General features: G+C 72.1%; 12 protein-coding genes. 7 read left to right on the forward strand and 5 right to left on the reverse strand.

The features are described from left to right. Positions 1 to 55 precede the first annotated feature (55 nt). The 4 genes from AFL01nite_RS13905 (at position 56) to acpS (ending at position 11682) form a co-directional block, all read left to right on the forward strand. Positions 56 to 1273, forward strand: a complete 1218-nt coding sequence (locus AFL01nite_RS13905; RefSeq protein ID WP_146828396.1) for an acetyl-CoA C-acetyltransferase — start codon at positions 56 to 58, stop codon at positions 1271 to 1273. Then, complete coding sequence (locus tag AFL01nite_RS13910) at positions 1270 to 2025, forward strand: SDR family oxidoreductase (RefSeq protein WP_146828398.1); 756 nt, start codon at positions 1270 to 1272, stop codon at positions 2023 to 2025. The genes AFL01nite_RS13905 and AFL01nite_RS13910 overlap by 4 nt, the downstream gene beginning before the upstream one ends. A gap of 271 nt (positions 2026 to 2296) precedes the next feature. Beyond that, the gene (locus tag AFL01nite_RS13915; RefSeq protein WP_146828400.1) at positions 2297 to 11278 is read left to right on the forward strand and encodes a type I polyketide synthase; all 8982 of its coding nucleotides are present in this window, start codon (positions 2297 to 2299) and stop codon (positions 11276 to 11278) included. Continuing rightward, positions 11269 to 11682 carry a holo-ACP synthase AcpS gene (acpS, locus tag AFL01nite_RS13920; protein ID WP_146828402.1) on the forward strand — a complete coding sequence of 138 codons (414 nt, stop codon included), beginning with the start codon at positions 11269 to 11271 and terminating at the stop codon, positions 11680 to 11682. Before AFL01nite_RS13915 ends, acpS begins: the two co-directional genes overlap by 10 nt. A gap of 17 nt (positions 11683 to 11699) precedes the next feature. Here the strand turns inward: acpS and AFL01nite_RS13925 are convergent, their stop codons facing one another. From AFL01nite_RS13925 to fabG, 3 genes are read right to left on the reverse strand one after another with little or no spacing between them, the layout of a single operon-like run. Beyond that, positions 11700 to 12323 carry a TetR/AcrR family transcriptional regulator gene (locus tag AFL01nite_RS13925; protein WP_246119729.1) on the reverse strand — a complete coding sequence of 208 codons (624 nt, stop codon included), beginning with the start codon at positions 12321 to 12323 and terminating at the stop codon, positions 11700 to 11702. Between the two features lie 20 nt (positions 12324 to 12343). Then, positions 12344 to 13381 (reverse strand): phosphotransferase family protein, encoded by a 1038-nt coding sequence (locus AFL01nite_RS13930; RefSeq protein WP_146828406.1) that lies wholly within the window; start codon positions 13379 to 13381, stop codon positions 12344 to 12346. 1 nt (position 13382) lies between these two features. After that, positions 13383 to 14138, reverse strand: a complete 756-nt coding sequence (gene fabG, locus AFL01nite_RS13935) for a 3-oxoacyl-ACP reductase FabG (RefSeq protein WP_146828408.1) — start codon at positions 14136 to 14138, stop codon at positions 13383 to 13385. 129 nt (positions 14139 to 14267) lie between these two features. Here fabG and AFL01nite_RS13940 point away from each other — a divergent pair, with 129 nt between their 5' ends. Genes AFL01nite_RS13940 through AFL01nite_RS13950 form a run of 3 tightly spaced genes read left to right on the forward strand, consistent with a single transcriptional unit; the run spans position 14268 to position 16748 of the window. After that, positions 14268 to 15776 (forward strand): acyl-CoA carboxylase subunit beta, encoded by a 1509-nt coding sequence (locus AFL01nite_RS13940; RefSeq protein WP_146828410.1) that lies wholly within the window; start codon positions 14268 to 14270, stop codon positions 15774 to 15776. After that, entirely contained in the window at positions 15773 to 16000 is a 228-nt protein-coding gene (locus AFL01nite_RS13945; RefSeq protein WP_146828412.1) for a biotin/lipoyl-binding carrier protein, read from the forward strand. The genes AFL01nite_RS13940 and AFL01nite_RS13945 overlap by 4 nt, the downstream gene beginning before the upstream one ends. Positions 16001 to 16043: 43 nt before the next feature. Then, positions 16044 to 16748, forward strand: coding sequence for a thioesterase family protein (locus AFL01nite_RS13950; protein ID WP_146828414.1), 705 nt, complete (start codon positions 16044 to 16046; stop codon positions 16746 to 16748). Here AFL01nite_RS13950 and AFL01nite_RS13955 read toward each other — a convergent pair whose 3' ends face one another. Together AFL01nite_RS13955 and AFL01nite_RS13960 are read right to left on the reverse strand one after the other, a co-directional pair. Then, positions 16749 to 17153 carry a globin domain-containing protein gene (locus AFL01nite_RS13955; RefSeq protein WP_146828416.1) on the reverse strand — a complete coding sequence of 135 codons (405 nt, stop codon included), beginning with the start codon at positions 17151 to 17153 and terminating at the stop codon, positions 16749 to 16751. Next, on the reverse strand, positions 17150 to 18052 hold the full coding sequence (locus AFL01nite_RS13960; RefSeq protein ID WP_246119730.1) for a mechanosensitive ion channel family protein: 903 nt from the start codon (positions 18050 to 18052) through the stop codon (positions 17150 to 17152). Before AFL01nite_RS13960 ends, AFL01nite_RS13955 begins: the two co-directional genes overlap by 4 nt. Positions 18053 to 18104 lie beyond the last annotated feature (52 nt).

Consider the following 18104-nt stretch of genomic DNA (forward strand, 5'->3'; position numbering starts at 1 on the left):
AGCAAGCGCTTAGTCATCGGCGGGTCGCCCGCCGGCACATCGAAAGGCAACAACCATGCCCGAAGCAGTCATCGTCTCCACCGCGCGTTCCCCGATCGGCCGTGCCGGCAAGGGGTCCCTCAAGGACATGCGCCCGGACGACCTGACCGTCCAGATGATCGAGGCCGCGCTGGCCAAGGTCCCCGGCCTGGACCGCCGCGACATCACCGACCTGCACCTCGGTGTGGGGCAGCCCGCCGGCGAGGCCGGCCACAACCTGGCGCGCGCCGTCGCCGTGCTCTCGGGCATGGACCACCTGCCCGGCGTCACGGTCAACCGCTACTGCTCCTCCTCGCTGCAGACGACGCGCATGGCGTTCCACGCGATCAAGGCCGGCGAGGGCGACGCCTTCATCTCGGCCGGCGTCGAGACCGTCAGCCGCTTCGGCAACGGCTTCGCCGATCTGCCCGGCACCGAGAACCCGGCCTTCGCCGACGCGATCGCCCGTACCGCCAAGCGCGCCGAGGGTGGCGCCGACACGTGGGTCGACCCGCGCGGCAACAGCGAGCTGCCCGACCTCTACATCGCGATGGGCCAGACGGCCGAGAACGTCGCGCAGCACCTGGGCATGAGCCGCCAGGAGCAGGACGAGTTCGCGGTCCGCAGCCAGAACCTCGTCGAGCAGCGCATCGAGGAGGGCTTCTGGGCCAAGGACATCACGGAGGTCACGCTGCCCGACGGCACCGTCGTCACCAAGGACGACGGCCCCCGCGCCGGCACCACGATCGAGGCCGTCAGCCAGCTGAAGCCGGTCTTCCGTCCTGACGGCACCGTCACCGCCGGCAACGCCTGCCCGCTCAACGACGGCGCCGCCGCCGTCGTGATCATGTCCGACACGAAGGCCAAGGAGCTGGGCCTGACCCCGCTCGCGCGCATCGTGTCGACGGCCGTCACCGGTCTGTCGCCCGAGATCATGGGCCTCGGTCCGGTCGAGGCGATCCCCGCCGCGCTGAAGCACGCCGGCATGGGCATCGACGACATCGACCTGTACGAGATCAACGAGGCCTTCGCCGTCCAGGCGTGGGGCTCGGCGCGTGAGCTCGGCATCCCGATGGACAAGCTCAACGTCAACGGCGGCGCCATCGCGGTGGGCCACCCGTTCGGCATGACCGGCGCGCGCATCACGTCCACGCTGATCAACTCACTGCAGTGGCACGACAAGCAGTTCGGCGTCGAGTCCATGTGCGTCGGCGGCGGCATGGGCATGGCCATGGTGCTGGAGCGCCTCTCGTGACTGCACGCCGCTTCGACGGCAAGGTCGCGATCGTCACGGGCGCGTCGCGCGGCATCGGTCTCGGTGTCGCGCAGCGCCTGGTCGACGACGGTGCGAAGGTCGTCATCACGGCGCGCAAGACCGAGGCCCTCGAGGCCGCGGTGGCCGAGCTCGGCCCGGACAACGCGGTGTACGTTGCCGGTCCGGCCGACGACACCGACCACCAGGACGAGACGGTCGCGAAGGCGATCGAGACGTTCGGCGGGCTGGACTTCCTGGTGAACAACACCGGGATCAACCCGACCTACGGGCCGATGATCGAGATGGATCTCGCGGCCGGCCGCAAGATCTTCGACGTCAACGTGCTCGGTGCCGTCTCGTGGGCGCAGAAGGCCTGGGCCGCGTCGCTCAAGGAGAACGGCGGCGCGATCGTCAACATCGCGTCGGTCGCCGGCCAGAAGCCCGCCCCGATGATCGGGATGTACGGCGCCTCGAAGGCTGCGGTGATCCACGTGACCCAGGAGCTGTCGCTCGAGTTGGCTCCGGCCGTGCGCGTCAACGCGGTCGCCCCGGCGGTCGTCAAGACCCGCTTCGCCGGTGCCTTGTACGAGGGACGCGAGGAGGAGGTCGCCTCGGCGTACCCCCTCAAGCGGCTCGGTGTGCCCGAGGACATCGCGGGCGCCGTGACGTTCCTGCTGTCGCAGGACGCGGCCTGGATGACGGGTCAGTGCCTGACGATCGACGGGGGTCTCACCCTCACCGGCGGCGTCTGACGCCGCCACGCCACGACGGGCCCCGGGACGTGTTCCCGGGGCCCGTCGTGGTCCCTTCTGCTGAATCCTGCGCGAAACGTCGATTTGACGGCGGTCTCAGGCATAACTTGTCCCCATCGTGTGGGTAACCATGTGTGCAAACGCGAGTTGCAGTTACACCAGTCACACCACCCCCGCCGACCACGCGCGAGGGGGTGGGTGTGACCTAAAACATGAGGAAACCCTCGGGTTAAAGATGAGGAATCCCTCATGTTTATGTCACGATGGATGCATGACGACGCTCGACACCTCCCTGTTCCACGCTTCGACCCAGCCCGACCGCCGCACCGACAGCCTGCTCGACGACCTGCGCTCGGGCACGCCGTGGGCGCTCGTGTTCGGCGGACAGGGCGGTGACTGGCTGCATCCGCTCGCCGACCTGGTGCGCGACTTCGCGCTCGACGGCGAGGTCGCCGACCTCGTCCGTCGCAGCGACCGGATGCTGGCGCCCGTCGCCGCCGAGCTGGCGCGCGGGGGAGTGGGGTTCGACCCGGTCGTCTGGGTCGACGTGCTGGCCGTCGGCGAGTCCGCCGAGGACGTCGACGCCCCCGGCCTGCCCGCAGGCGCCGACATCACGGCGCCGGCCGCATCCGTCCCGGGCATCACCCTCGCCCAGCTCGCCGGGCTCCGTGCCCTGTCGCGCCAGGGCCTCGACGTGGCCGCCCACCCGCCGGTCGCCGTGGCCGGCCACTCGCAGGGCGTCCTGGCCGCCGAGGTCCTCGCCGGCGTCCCCGAGGTCGAGGTGCTCGCACTCGCCCGCCTGATCGGTGCCGCCGCACAGCTCGTCGGACGCCGCCGCGGCCTTCTGGGTCGCACGATGCTCGCCGTCTCGGGAGTCGTCCCCGAGCGCGTCGCCACCATCGTCGAGGGCACGGGCGCCGTCTGCCACATCCGCAACGGCCGCCGTGCCGTGGTCCTCTCCGGGCCGGAGTCCGCGCTGGCCGCCGCCACCGACCGTCTCGAGCAGGTCGCCGCCCGCGAGAAGGACGAGCGCGAGCGCAAGGTCACCGGCGGTGCTCCCTTCAGCCCGGTCATCGAGCCCGTCGACTCCGCGCTCGCCTTCCACCACCCGGACCTGGCCGGCACCGCCGACCTCGTGGCCGAGTGGGCCACCCGCATCGGCATCGACGCCGAGCATGCCCGTCGCGCCACCGAGCGGGCGATCGTCGATCCCGTCGACTGGGTCGCCGACGTGACCGCCGCCCTCGACGCCGGCGCGCGCTGGATGATCGACCTCGGCCCGGGCGACCTCGCCTCGCGGCTGTCGGCTGCCGAGGCGCGCTCGCGCGGCGTCGGCCTGGTCGCCGCCACGACGCGCCGCGGCCACCGCGAGCTGACGATCACCGGCGCCCGCCCCGTGCCCCCGGTGGCGTGGTCGTCCTTCGCACCCCGCCTCGTGACCCTGCCCGACGGCTCGACCACGGTCGAGACCGGCTTCACCCGGGCGACCGGCAAGTCGCCGATCCTGCTGGCGGGCATGACGCCCACCACCGTCGACGCCCCGATCGTCGCCGCGGCTGCCAACGCCGGCTTCTGGGCCGAGCTCGCCGGCGGCGGCCAGGTCACCGAGGAGATCTTCGACGCCCGCATCGCCGAGCTCGACACGCTGCTCGACGAGGGCGCCACGTTCCAGTTCAACTCGCTCTTCCTCGATCCCTACCTCTGGCGGCTGCAGCTGGGCCAGAACCGACTCGTCCAGCGCGCTCGCGCTGCGGGCGCGCCGATCGACGCCGTCATCGTCACGGCCGGCATCCCCGAGCTCGACGACGCCGTGACCCTCGTGGACGAGCTGACCGAGACGGGCATCGAGCACGTCGTCTTCAAGCCCGGCACCGTCCGCCAGATCCGCGAGGTCCTCGCGATCGCCAAGCAGGTCGAGCGCACGGTCATCGTGCAGGTCGAGGGAGGTCGCGCCGGCGGTCACCACTCGTGGGAGGACCTCGACGACCTGATCCTGGCCACCTACGGCGAGCTGCGCGCCCAGCCGAACGTCGTGCTGTGCGTCGGCGGCGGCATCGGCACCTCCGACGCCGCGGCCGCCTGGCTGACCGGCACGTGGGCCCAGCGCCACGGCTTCCCCGACATGCCCGTCGACGGCATCCTCGTCGGCACGGCCGCGATGGCGACGCTCGAGGCGACGACGGCTCCCGAGGTGAAGCAGCTGCTGGTCGAGACCCGCGGCACCGGCGCCTGGGTCGGCGCCGGCACGGCGAAGAACGGCATGGCCTCCGGCCGCAGCCAGCTCGGCGCCGACATCCACGAGATCGACAACACCGCCTCGCGCACCGGCCGCCTCCTCGACGAGGTCGCCGGCGACGCCGAGGCCGTCGAGGCCCGCCGTGACGAGATCGTCGAGGCGCTCGACCGCACGGCGAAGCCGTACTTCGGCGACGTCGCCGCGATAACCTACGGCCAGTGGCTGCGCCGCTTCGTCGAGCTGTCCGGCACCGCCGCCGACGGCTCGCCGCAGTGGCTCGACGTGTCGTTGCGCGACCGCTTCCACGCGATGGTCCAGCGGACCGAGGCCCGCCTCGCCGCCGAGGACCGTGGCGACATCCCGACCCGCTTCGCCGAGGCCGCCGACGTCGAGGACGGCCCGGCCGCCCTGGCTCACCTCCTCGAGGCCCACCCCGACGCCGAGACCGTCACCCTCCACCCCGCCGACGAGGCCTTCTTCGTCGAGGTCTGCCGCCGCGCCGGCAAGCCGGTGAACTTCGTGCCGGTCATCGACGCCGACGTGCGCCGCTGGTGGCGCTCGGACTCCCTCTGGCAGGCGCACGACCCGCGCTACTCCGCCGACGAGGTGTGCGTCATCCCGGGCACCGCGAGCGTCGCGGGCATCACGCGGGTCGACGAACCCGTCGCCGACCTGCTGCAGCGCTTCGAGGACGCCGCGATCGACGCCCTGCTGGCCGCCGGCCGCGCCCCGCAGCGGGTGCCCGGCCGCCGGCGCGAGGACGAGGCCCAGCTGGCGGGTCCGCTCGCGCTGGTCCTGGCCGCGCCCGACGTCGCATGGGCCGGTCGTACCGTCCGCAACCCCGTCCACCGCCTCGGTGCCGAGTGGGTCCTGACCGGCGCGGACGCCGCCGAGCAGGCCACCACCGGTGCCCGACTGTCCGTCGCGGGGGAGCCCGGCGTCGACCTCACCGTGCCGCTCGGCGCGGGCCGCGAGCTGACCCTGCGCATCGACCTGCCCGCCGTCACCGCGAAGGGCCACGCGCCGGTCGTCACGACCGACGCCGCCGTCGCCGCCATGTCGCAGATCGTCCGGGGCGCCGTCGCCGGCGACCTGCCCGAGGTCTCGAACGGCGTCGCGCACCTCGCCGCCGGCTGGGATCCGGACCTCGCGGCCGACCACGCCGCCGTCAGCGCCGGCCCGCTCGTGCTGGGCCGTCACCGCGTGCCCGACGTCCTGGTCGGCCTCGCCTGGCCGGCCGTGTTCGCCGTCATCGGCGAGGCGCGCACCGCCGAGGGCCTGCCCGTCGTCGAGGGCATGCTGGACCTCGTCCACCTCGACCACGCCATCACCGCCGGGCGACTCCCGGACGAGCGGACCACGCTCGACATCCGGGCCCGCCTGGCCTCGGTGGAGGAGTCGCAGTACGGCCGCGTCGTCACCGTCGACGTGACCGTCGGCGACGTCGCCACCCTGCGTGAGCGGTTCGCGATCCGCGGCCGCACGGGCACCGCGACGCTGGCCGATCCCGACCGCGCCGGTGCCGCCCTGGGCGACGCCGACGTCAAGGACACGCCGCGCCGCACCCGCGCCCGCGTCACCGTGACCGCCCCGTCGGACCTGACCGCGTTCGCCGCGGTCACCGGCGACCACAACCCGATCCACACCAGCACGGCCGCCGCGCGCCTCGCGGGCCTCGGCGCGCCGATCGCGCACGGCATGTGGACCTCGGCCGCCGCGCAGCACGCGGTGACGTCGGAGACCGGACGCCGCATCGCCGGCTGGACGACCCGCTTCATGGCCCCGGTCCGCCCGGGTGCCGAGGTCGAGGTCCGCGCGGACCGCGTCGGCCTCACCGAGGGTCGCGAGGTCCTCGACGTCACGGTGCGCTCCGAGGGCGAGATCGTCATGGCCGCCTCGGCCCTGCTCGACGCGCCCCGTACGGCGTACGCCTTCCCCGGCCAGGGCATCCAGAGCCCCGGCATGGGCATGGCGGGCTACCAGCGCTGCCCCGCGGCGCGGGAGGTCTGGGACCGGGCCGACAAGCACACGCGCTCGGCGCTGGGCTTCTCGATCCTGTCCGTCGTCCGCGACAACCCGACCGAGCTGACCGTCCGCGGCGTCACGCACCACCACCCCGAGGGCGTGCTCTACCTGACCCAGTTCACCCAGGTCGCGATGGCGGTGCTGGGCGCGGCCCAGATGGCCGAGCTGCGCGAGGGCGGCGCCTTCGTCGACGGCGCGGTCCTGGCGGGCCACTCCGTCGGCGAGTACAACGCGCTGGCCGCGGTGTCGGGCGTCATCAGCCTCGAGGCCGTCGTCGAGGTCGTGTTCCAGCGCGGCTCCGTCATGCACACGCTGGTGCCCCGCGACGAGAAGGGCCGCAGCGACTACCGCCTGGCGGCGATCCGTCCCTCGCAGATCGGCCTGGCCGACGACGAGGTGAAGGACTACGTCGAGGGCGTCGGCGAGGCCGCGGGAGAGTTCCTGCAGATCGTCAACTACAACCTGCGCGGCTCGCAGTACGCAATCGCCGGCACGGTGGCCGGCCTCGAGGCGCTCGAGCGCTCCGTGGCCGAGCGCCGCGAGCGGTTCGGCGGCAAGGCCGCGTTCATCCTCGTGCCCGGCATCGACGTGCCGTTCCACAGCCGCGTCCTGCACGGTGGCGTGCCGGACTTCCGCGCCAAGCTCCAGGAGCTGCTGCCGCCGTCGATCGACCCGTCGATCCTCGAGGGCCGCTACGTGCCGAACCTGGTGCCGAAGCCGTTCAGCCTCGACGAGGACTTCATCCGCGAGGTCGAGCAGTACGTCGGTACGACGGTCCGCCGGTCGGAGGACCCGGGCATGCTGTGCCGCGACCTGCTGATCGAGCTGCTCGCCTGGCAGTTCGCCAGCCCGGTGCGCTGGATCGAGACGCAGGACCTGATGTTCACCCCCGTCGAGGAGGGCGGCCTCGGGGTCGAGCGCTTCGTGGAGGTCGGCGTCGGCTCCGCGCCCACGGTCGCGAACCTCGCGGCCGGCACGCTGAAGATCCCCGGCTACCCGAGCGTCGAGGTGCTCAACGTCGAGCGCGACGCCGCCGCCGTCTACGGCACCGACGAGGACCCGGCTCCGGTCGAGGACGAGCCGGAGACCGCCGCGCCGCAGGCCGACACGGCTGCGCCGGCCCCCGCCGCGCCCGCCGCCTCGGGTGGCCCCGCCACCCAGACCGCCGCCGACCTGCCGTTCTCGGCAGCCGACGCCACGCAGGCCCTCATCGCCTGGTGGACGAAGCTGCGCCTGGACCAGCTCGGTGCGGCCGACTCGATCGAGTCGCTCACCGACGGCGCGTCCAGCCGCCGCAACCAGCTGCTGATCGACCTGGGCGGCGAACTGTCGCTCGGCGCGATCGACGGCGCCGCGGAGGCCGACCTCGTGACCCTCGGTGGTCAGGTCGACGCCCTGGCGCGCACCTACAAGCCCTTCGGGCCGGTGCTCGGTGAGGCGTTCGGCGACCACCTGAAGAAGGTCCTCGGCCCGACGGGTCGCAAGCAGTCGGCCGTCGCCGAGCGCGTCACGGGTGCGTGGCAGCTGGGTGCGGGCTGGGCCTCGCACGTCCTGGCCGAGCTGGCGATGGTGACCCGCGAGGGTCAGAGCGTCCGCGGTGGCGCGTTCGGTGAGGCGACGATCGCCTCGGCCGGCGACGTCGACGCCGCGATCGACGCCGCGGTGCAGTCCGTGGCCGCGCGCCACGGGGTGACGGTGCAGATGCCGTCCGCCGGCGGTGGCGAGGGCGGCACCATCGACGCTGCCGCCCTGGGTGAGTTCACCGCGGCGATCACCGGCCGCGACGGGGTGCTGGCCTCCGCGGCCCGCCTCGTGCTGGAGCACCTCGACCTCGTCGACGTGCCCGAGGCGGTCGAGCCCGACGAGCAGGCGGCCACGGTCGTCGAGCGGGTCGAGGCCGAGCTGGGGGCCGACTGGATCAAGGCGACCGCCGGCGTGTTCGACGCCGAGCACGCGGTCGTCCTGGACGACCGCTGGGCCTCGGCGCGCGAGGACCTCGCGCGACTGGCGCACGGTGACGACGTCGAGGGCGCCTTTACCGGCACCGGCGAGGTCGTCGCGCAGCAGGCCGAGCACTGGCTCGCCCGCACCGGCGACGAGCGGTTCGGCCGCATCGCCGCCGAGGCGCGCGACACGACCCCGGGCGACTTCGCCGGCGAGGTCGCCGTCGTGACCGGCGCGGCCGACGGCTCGATCGCCGGCTCCGTCGTCGGTGGCCTGCTGGCCGGCGGCGCGACCGTCGTGGCGACCACGTCGTCGCTGGCGCCGAAGAAGCTGGCCTTCTTCAAGAGCCTCTACCGCCGGCACGCCCGGGCCGGCGCGGTGCTGTGGGTCGTCCCGGCCAACCTCGCGTCGTTCGCCGACGTCGACGCTCTCGTCGAGTGGATCGGGTCCGAGCAGTCCCGCACCGCCGCCGGCGTCACGACCGTGTCGAAGCCGGCGCTGACCCCGACCCTGCTCGTGCCGTTCGCGGCTGGCCGGGTGATGGGCGACGCCACCGAGGCCGGCCCCCGGGCCGAGCTCGAGATGCGCATCCTGCTGTGGTCGGTCGAGCGGCTGGTCGGCGCGCTGTCGTCGTCGGTCACCGACCGCAATCTCGACGCCCGCCTCCACGTGCTGCTGCCGGGCTCGCCCAACCGCGGCATGTTCGGCGGCGACGGCGCCTACGGCGAGGCCAAGGCCGCGCTGGACGCGCTCGTCACGAAGTGGGGCTCGGAGAAGCGCTGGGCCGACAAGGTCACGCTGGCCCACGCCATCATCGGCTGGGTCCGCGGCACGGGCCTGATGGGCGCGAACGACCCCCTCGTCGAGGCCGTCGAGGCCGCGGGTGTCCGCACCTGGTCGCCCGACGAGATGGCCGCCGCCCTGCTCGAGGCCTGCACCCCGCAGGCCCGCCGGGAGGCGACCGAGGGTCCGCTCACGCTCGACTTCACCGGTGGCCTCGGCGACGCCGATCTCGACATGAAGGCACTGGCGGCTCAGGCAACAGCCGGCGATCGCGTGGCTGACGAGCGCAGCCAGTCGCCCGTCGAGATCCCGGCCCTGCCGGCACCCCCGTCGCGGCTGGACCGCGTCGAGACGCCGGACTGGTCCGACGTCACCGCGCGCCCCGAGGACCTCGTGGTCATCGTCGGCGCCGGAGAGCTGGGCCCGTACGGCTCGGCACGCACGCGCTTCGAGATGGAGGTCGAGGACCGCCTGTCCGCGGCCGGCGTGCTCGAGCTGGCGTGGTCCACGGGCCTGCTCAGCTGGGACTCGACGAACCGCGGGTGGTTCGACACCGAGTCCGGCGAGGTCGTCGCCGAGCACGAGATCGCCGACCGGTACGAGGACGCGGTCCGCGAGCGGATCGGCGTGCGCCGGTACGCCGACGACGGCGAGATGGTCGACAACACGGCGCCGCTGCTGGCGTCGGTGTACCTCGACCAGGACCTCACCTTCACGGTGTCGGGCGAGGCCGAGGCGCAGGCGATGCGCGAGGCCGACCCCGAGCACACCCGGATCGCGCAGGACGCCGAGGGCGAGTGGACGGTGACCCGCCAGGCGGGCACGCAGGTCCGCGTGCCTCGCAAGATGAAGCTGACCCGCACGGTGGGCGGCCAGATCCCGACGGGCTTCGACCCGACGGTCTGGGGCGTCCCGGCCGAGATGGTCGAGGCGGTCGACCGCGTGGCGCTGTGGAACCTGGTCTGCACGGTCGACGCGTTCCTGTCGTCGGGCTTCACCCCGTCCGAGCTCATGCGCTGGACGCACCCGACGCTGGTGGCCAACACCCAGGGCACGGGCATGGGCGGCATGTCGTCGATGCACTCGCTGTACATCGACACGCTGCTGGGCGAGTCGAAGCCGAACGACATCCTGCAGGAGGCTCTGCCCAACGTCATCGCGGCGCACGTCGTGCAGTCGTACGTCGGCAGCTACGGCGCGATGATCCACCCCGTCGCGGCGTGCGCCACGACCGCGGTGTCAGTCGAGGAGGGCGTCGACAAGATCCGCCTGGGCAAGGCCGAGTTCGTCGTGGCCGGTGGCTTCGACGACCTCTCGGTCGAGGGGATCGTGGGCTTCGGCGACATGTCGGCCACCGCGGAGTCCGCGGCCATGGCGGCCAAGGGGATCGAGGACCGCTACTTCAGCCGGGCCAACGACCGTCGCTACGGCGGGTTCGTCGAGTCGCAGGGCGGCGGCACGATCCTGCTGGCCCGCGGCGACCTGGCCGCGCGGATGGGCCTGCCGGTGCTGGGTGTCGTCGCCTACGCGGCCTCGTTCGCCGACGGCGTGCACACGTCGATCCCGGCGCCGGGCCTCGGTGCCCTCGCGGCGGGTCGCGGCGGGCGCGGGTCGCAGCTGGCTCGCTCGCTCTCCGCGCTCGGCGTGGGCGCCGACGACATCGGCGTGCTCAGCAAGCACGACACGTCGACGGGCGTCAACGAGCGCAACGAGTCCGAGCTGCACGAGCGGCTCGCCGGAGCGCTGGGTCGGTCGGACGGCAACCCGCTGTTCGTCATGAGCCAGAAGGCGTTGACGGGTCACGCCAAGGGCGGCGCGGCCGCGTTCCAGCTCATCGGCCTGTGCCAGGTGCTCGAGGGCGGCGTCATCCCGCCGAACCGGAGCCTGGACTGCGTCATGGACGACCTGGCCGAGCACGAGCACCTGGTGTGGCTGCGCGAGCCGCTGGCGACCGGTCCGCTGAAGGCGGGCCTGCTGACCAGCCTCGGCTTCGGCCACGTGGCCGGGCTCATCGCCGTCGTCCACCCGCAGGGCTTCGTGGCGTCGCTGTCGGAGGACGAGCGAGCCACGTACCTCGAGGCGGCCGAGCGTCGCCGGATCGAGGGTCGCATGCGGCTCGTCGACGCCATGTACGGCGGCGACGCGCTGTACCGGCGCCCGGTGGGCCGACGACTGGGCGAGTCGGGCGTGCGGGAGCGCGAGGCCGCGCTGCTGCTCGACGACAGCGCCCGGCTCGGGGACGACGGGGTCTACGCGTGCCGGTGATCGGCACGGGCATCGACCTCGTGCACGTGCCCGGATTCGCCGAGGAGTTGCGGCGACCGGGCACCCGCGCCGGCAGCGCCTTCACCGCTGCCGAGCGCCGCGACGCCCGGAGCTCTCCTTCTGGCTCCGGGCGTCGCACCCCCGACCTCGAGATGGCGTCGCTGGCGGCCCGGTGGGCCGCCAAGGAGGCCTTCATCAAGGCGTGGTCGGAGTCGCTTTGGGGTCAGCCCCCGGTCATGGACGAGCACGTCCACGCCTCCATCGAGGTCATCCGCGACGCGTGGGGCCGCCCCCGGGTGCGACTGCTCGGTGAGGTCGGCAAGCGCCTCCCCGACGTGACGATCCACGTCAGTCTCAGTCACGACGGCGACCTCGCCACCGCGATGGTCACGCTGTCCGCCTGACCCGGACGGGGGAGGGGTCAGGTGGCGCCGGCCTCGGCGGCCAGCAGGTAGGAGGCCAGCAGCCGCTTGAGCTCGATGATGGCCTCGTCGTGCTCCTGCAGGTCGCGTACCGAGAAGTTGAGCATCGAGTAGGCCATGTGCACGAGCACCTCGGCCATGATCTTGCGGCGGTCGCGCGGGGTGCCGGGCGTGAGCGGCGCCAGCACGTGCGCGACGCGGGCGGCCAGCTCGCGCTCGGTGATCTCGGCGGTCGTGCGGGTGATCGGCGTGGACTGCACGGCGTACCAGACGGCGCTGCGCGAGGGGTCGTTGATCCACAGCCGCGACATGTGGTCGACGAGGCGGTCGAGCAGGACCAGCCAGTCCAGCGTCGGCAGCTCGCTGGCCAGGCTGTCCAGCTCGGAGGCGATCGCGACCGCGTTCTGCCGGTCGAGCTCGCACACGATCACGTACTTGTTGGCGAAGAACTGGTAGAGCGTGCCGATCGGGAGGCCAGCGCGCTGCGCGACCTCCTCGCACGTGAACGACTCGAACCCCACCTCGAGCAGCAAGTCGCGCGAGACCTGCAGCAGGTGGTCGAACTTGACCTTGCTGCGCTCCTGCGTCGGCCGCTTGCGCGGTTGGAGGATCTGGGTCGTCACGGGCGTCACCCTACCCGCGATTACTTGGAAGTAGCATCCAATCCCTGCTGCACGAGCGGGTCGATCATGGCGCCGATGCCGTCGAAGCCCGATCCCACGGTCTGCCCGTGCGAGTGCCGGAAGTAGATGCCCTCCAAGATCACGGCGAGCTTGAAGTACGCCAGGCCGAGGTGGAAGCCCAGCTCGCTGACGTCGCGACCCGAACGGGACGCGTAGCGCTCGACGACCTCGTCGGGGGAGAGGTAGCCCGGAGCGCGGGGCGCGTCGGTGACCTGACCGCTCGACGGACCGGCCGCCAGGGCCAGGTTCTGGTAGGCCAGCATGACGGCGACGTCGGTGAGCGGGTCGCCGAGCGTGCTCATCTCCCAGTCCAGGACGGTGGTGATGCGGTCGCCGTCGTTCGTGTCGACGAGGACGTTGTCGAGGCGGTAGTCGCCGTGCACGATCGTGCCGTCGCTGGACGCGGGCACCGACGACGTCAGCCGCTCGGCCAGCTCGTCGATGCCGTCGATCTCGCGCGAGCGCGAGGACTCGAGCTGCTTCTTCCAGCGGGCCACCTGGCGGGTGAGGTACCCGTCGGGGCGGCCGAAGTCGGCCAGGCCCACGGACGCGTAGTCGACCGCGTGCAGGTCGACGAGGGTGTCGACGAGGCGCTCGGTGATGGCGCGCGTGCGCTCGGCACCGATCGGCTCGAGGTCGACCGCGCGCTGGAACGCGGTGCCGGACATGCGCTCCATGACGTAGAAGTTCGCTCCGATGACGGAGTCGTCGGAGCACGCGGCGATCATCCGCGGCACGGGGACGGCCGTGCCGGCGAGCGCCGCCATGACCTTGTGCTCGCGGCCCATGTCGTGGGCCGTGGCCAGCACGTGACCCAGCGGGGGACGGCGCACGATCACGTCGCGCTCGCCGTTCGACACGACGTACGTCAGGTTCGACTTGCCGCCGGTGATGAGGGTGGCGCTGAGGTCCCCGGGGAGTTCCCCGGGAACCTCAGCGTCGAGCCACGTGCGCAGGGCCCCGAGGTCGAGTCCCTTCACTTCGTCAGAAGCGGTCACGTCAGTCCTTCGGTCCGCCGGCGACGTAGATGACCTGGCCGGAGACGAAGCCCGCGGCCTCGCCGCACAGGAACGCCGCGGTGTTGGCGATGTCCTCGGGCTGGCCGACGCGCTGCACCGGGATCTCCTTGGCGGCGTACTCGATGAAGTCGTCGAACGGGACGCCGATGCGCTCGGCGGTTGCCGCGGTCATGTCGGTCTGGATGAAGCCCGGGGCGATCGCGTTGGCGGTGACGCCGTACTTGCCCAGCTCGATCGCCAGGGTCTTCGTGAAGCCCTGGACGCCGGCCTTGGCGGCCGAGTAGTTGGCCTGGCCGCGGTTGCCGAGGGCCGAGGTGCTCGACAGGTTGACGATGCGGCCGTACTTGGCCTCGGTCATGTACTTCTGGACCGCCTTCGTCATGAGGAACGCGCCCTTGAGGTGGACGTTCATCACCAGGTCCCAGTCGTCCGAGGTCATCTTGAACAGCAGGTTGTCGCGGATGACACCGGCGTTGTTGACCAGGACGGTGGGGGCACCGAGCTCGTCGGCGACCTTGGTGACGGCGGCCTCGACGGCGTCGGCGTCGGCGACGTTGGCGCCGACGGCGAGCGCCTGGCCACCGTTCGCGACGATCTCGTCGACGACGGTCTGGCAGGCGGCCTCGTCGAGGTCGAGGACGGCGACCTTGTAGCCGTCGGCGGCGAATCGCTTGGCGATGCCGGCGCCGATGCCGCGGGCGGCTCCGGTGATGATGGCGGTACGGGATTCGGACACGTGGTCTCCTTGGGTGTCTAAGCGCTTGCTTAGTTCACCGTATCGCACGGCTCACGGGTGCGGAAGGTCACATCCGAAACGCGCAGCAAGAATATGAGGGATTCCTCATGTTTGGTCTATAGTCGAGGAATGCCTCATGTTTCTCACGACCGGCTGACGACGCAGACGACCGACTCGGTCTCGGCCCCCCGGGCCAGCCTGGACCAACGCCGACGCGAGCGGTTCGCCCGCGTCGAGCCGCGCGGCGCCCGGGTGCACACCGCCCGCGAACGGGCCGAACTGCTGCTCGACGAGGGCACCTTCGTCGAGCTCGCGCCGCTCAAGTCGGCCCAGTCCGGTGCCGGCAGCGGCGTCGTGACGGGATGGGGCCTGGTCGACGGGCGTCCCGTCGTCGTGGCGTGCCACGACGCGGCCATCGCCTCGGGCGCCATCGGCGCGGTGATGGCGGCGGCGATCTGCCGCGCCCAGCGGTTCGCGATCGACAGCGGCTTCCCGATCGTCTACGTCAACGACTCCGGCGGCGCCCGGGTGCCCGACGGCATCCACGCCCTCCACGGCTGCGGCGAGATCTTCGCGCTCAACGTCGAGGCGCAGCAGCGCATCCCGCAGATCTCGGTGATCCTCGGCCCGTGTGCCGGGGCCGCGGCCTACTCGCCGGCGCTGACCGACTGGACGATCATGGTCAAGGGTCACGGGCACATGTTCCTGACCGGCCCCGACATCGTCCGTGCGGCCACCGGCGAGGATGCCACGGCCGACGAGATCGGCGGCTCGGGCATGCACACCCGCACCAGCGGCGTGGCCCACCTGGAGGTCGAGACCGAGGTCGACGCGCTGCAGTCGGTGCGCCACCTGCTGTCCTACCTGCCGTCGAACACCGAGGCCCGCCTCCCCGTGGGCGACCCGGTGCCGGTCAACCCCCGCTCCGCCGACGCCCTGCCCACCGTCGTGCCCGAGAAGGCCAGCGTCGTGTTCGACATGCGCGCCGTCGTCGACGGTGTGCTCGACAACGGCGCCCGGCTCGAGCTCATGCCCGAGCACGCCGGCAGCGCACTGACCCTCTTCGGCCGCATCGACGGCCGCCCCGTCGGTGTCGTCGCGAACCAGCCGGCCGTCCGCGGCGGCATCCTCGACTCCAAGACCTCGGTCAAGATCGCCCGCTTCGTCGAGTTCTGCGGCCGCTTCGGCATCCCGATCGTCACCCTCGTCGACGTGCCCGGCTTCCTGCCCGGCACCGTCGAGGAGGGCCGCGGCATCATCACGCACGGCGCGAAGGTGCTCAAGGCGTACGTCGAGGCCAAGAAGTCGATGCGCCTCACCGTCGTCGTGCGCAAGGCCTACGGCGGCGCGTACATCGCGATGGGCTCGACCTCGCTGGGCGCGGACCACGCGTGGGCCTGGTCGAACGCCGAGATCGCGGTGATGGGTCCCGGCGGAGCCGTGGGCCTGCTGCACCGGCGCGCGCTCGCCGCGGCCGACGATCCCGGCGCCCTGCGCGACGAGCTGGCGGGCGAGTACCGCGAGAACGTCGCCCGTCCGTTCCTGGCCGCCGAGGCCGGGATCATCGAGGACGTCATCCACCCCGAGGAGACTCGCGACCGGCTGGTCTCCGCGATGCGCCTGCTGGAGCACCGATGATCGACGCCAAGGCCGAGATCGTCGGCAACGTCTGGAAGATCCTGGCTCGCGAGGGCGACCAGGTCGGACCCGGCGACCCGCTGGTCATCCTCGAGACCATGAAGATGGAGATTCCCGTCGTCGCGCCCGCCCACGGGCACGTGGCGTCGGTGCTGGTCTCCGAGGGCCAGATCGTCCAGGAGGGCGACCCGGTCGTCGAGATCGACGACACGCTGGGAGCCTGACGCCGGCTCCGGATCGCAGCATGAGGGGTGGCAGGATGCGCGGATGACCCCGTTCCGCCACGAGATCCCCATGCGCTGGGCCGACCTCGACTCGTTGAACCACGTCAACAACGTCGTCTACCTCAAGTACGCGGAGAACGCGCGTGCGGCGATGGGCGAGCTGCCCGAGGGCCCGATCGGCACCATGCGGGTGCAGTTCAAGCGCCCGATCCTGCTGGGGCGTGCGCCCGTCGTCGTCGAGAGCCGGCTCGAGCCGCAGCGCGTGTCGCAGACGATCCTGGTCGCCGGCAGCGAGCACGAGTTCGCGACGGTCGAGACGGACTTCGGCACCCTCACCGAGGACACGAAGGTCAACGAGCAGGCGCACCTGGCGTCGATCGCCCTGCGGCACACCGATGCCGACGCGTCGGGCCGGGTCAGCGAGCCGCAGGTGTTCGAGCTGTTCCAGGAGAGCCGGATCCCGTTCATCTCCACCGTGCTGACGCAGATGACGCCGGGCCGGTTCGTGGTGGCGAGCGTCGAGGTCCGGTACCACCGCGAGATCCGCTGGACCGCTGCGCAGCTCGAGGTCCGGGCGTGGGTCTCGCGGGTCGGCAACGCCTCGTTCACGATCGAGGCGCAGCTGGTGGAGGACGGCGTGGTGCTCACCTCGTCGACGGCGATCCTGGTCGGCTTCGACGCCGACACGCAGGCCTCGCGCCGGTTCAGCGACCAGGAGCGCGAGTCGCTCGCCGCCGCCCTGGCCTGATCAGCCGGGCGAGTTGATCATGAAGTTGGCCGCGTGCTGCGCGTACGCCCAGAACTGGGCGTCGTGCTCGGGTTCGAGCCTCGCCGCGTCGAGGCCCTCGCGGAAGTGCTTGAGCCAGCGGTCGCGTCCGTCCTCGGTGACCGCGTAGGGCGCGTGCCGCATGCGCAGGCGGGGGTGTCCCCGCAGTTGCGAGTACGTGTTCGGCCCGCCCCAGTACTGCTCGAAGAACAACGTGAGGCGTTCAGCGGCCGGCCCGAGGTCGTCCTCGGGGTACATGGCCTTGAGCACCTCGTCCTGCGCGACGCCCTGGTAGAAGACGTCGACGATGAGCTCGATCGTGGCGCGTCCGCCGATCGCCTCGTAGAACGTCTCCGGCTCCGCGGAGGTCGGCTGGGACTCGGTCATGCGGCGCCTCCCGAGGGCGGAAGTGTGGTGGAGGGGATGCGGATGCCCGCCTCGTCGAAGCGGCGCAGCACCCGGCTGCGCAGGGCTCGGCCGACGTCGCCGGCGTGCAGGGGAGCGGTCTTGAGCACGGTGCGCACGACGGCACCGTCCTTGTCGAAGCGCTCGACGCCCCAGACCTCGGGCTCCTCGATGATGACGGACGACAGGGTCGAGTCCTCGAAGAGCGCGTGGGCCTCGTCGCGCAGGATCTGCTGGACCAGCTCGAGGTCGGAGCCGTAGGCGACGGTGACGTCGAGGACGGTGCGGGCCCACTCCTGGCTCTGGTTGCCGACGCGCAGGATCTCGCCGTTGCGGACGTACCAGGCGGTGCCGTTGACGTCGCGCAGCTTGGTGACGCGCAGCCCGACGGACTCGACGATGCCGGACGCCTCGCCCAGGTCGACGGCGTCGCCGACGCCGTACTGGTCCTCGAGGATCATGAAGATCCCCGAGAGGAAGTCCTTGACCAGCGTCTGGGCGCCGAAGCCGAACGCCACGCCCGCGACGCCGGCACCGGTCAGCAGGGGAGCGATCGGCAGGCCGAAGACGCCGAGCACCATGACGAACGCGATGCTCCAGATGGCGCCGGAGGCGATGCTGCGCAGCAGCGACCCCATGGTTTCCGCGCGCTGCCGGCGACGCTCGCTCGTGCCGGAGCGCAGGTCGGACAGGAACACGCCGGCCTTGGAGTTCGCCAGGATCCCCGGGACGGGCCCCTGGGCGGCACGGCCGGTGAGTCGGTTGATGAAGCGGTGCGCGAGCCAGCGCAGCACCATCGCGATGACGATGATGAGGACGGCGCGGCCGGGCACGTCGAGCAGCCAGGCGACCACGTCCTCAGGTGTCCATGACCAATCCACCCCTCAACCCTACGGGTGAGCGGTCACGCCCCGATGTCGGTGGATACGATGG

Origin of the sequence: Aeromicrobium flavum, from assembly GCF_007992115.1 — a bacterium.
In the GTDB taxonomy this organism is placed as follows: domain Bacteria; phylum Actinomycetota; class Actinomycetes; order Propionibacteriales; family Nocardioidaceae; genus Aeromicrobium; species Aeromicrobium flavum.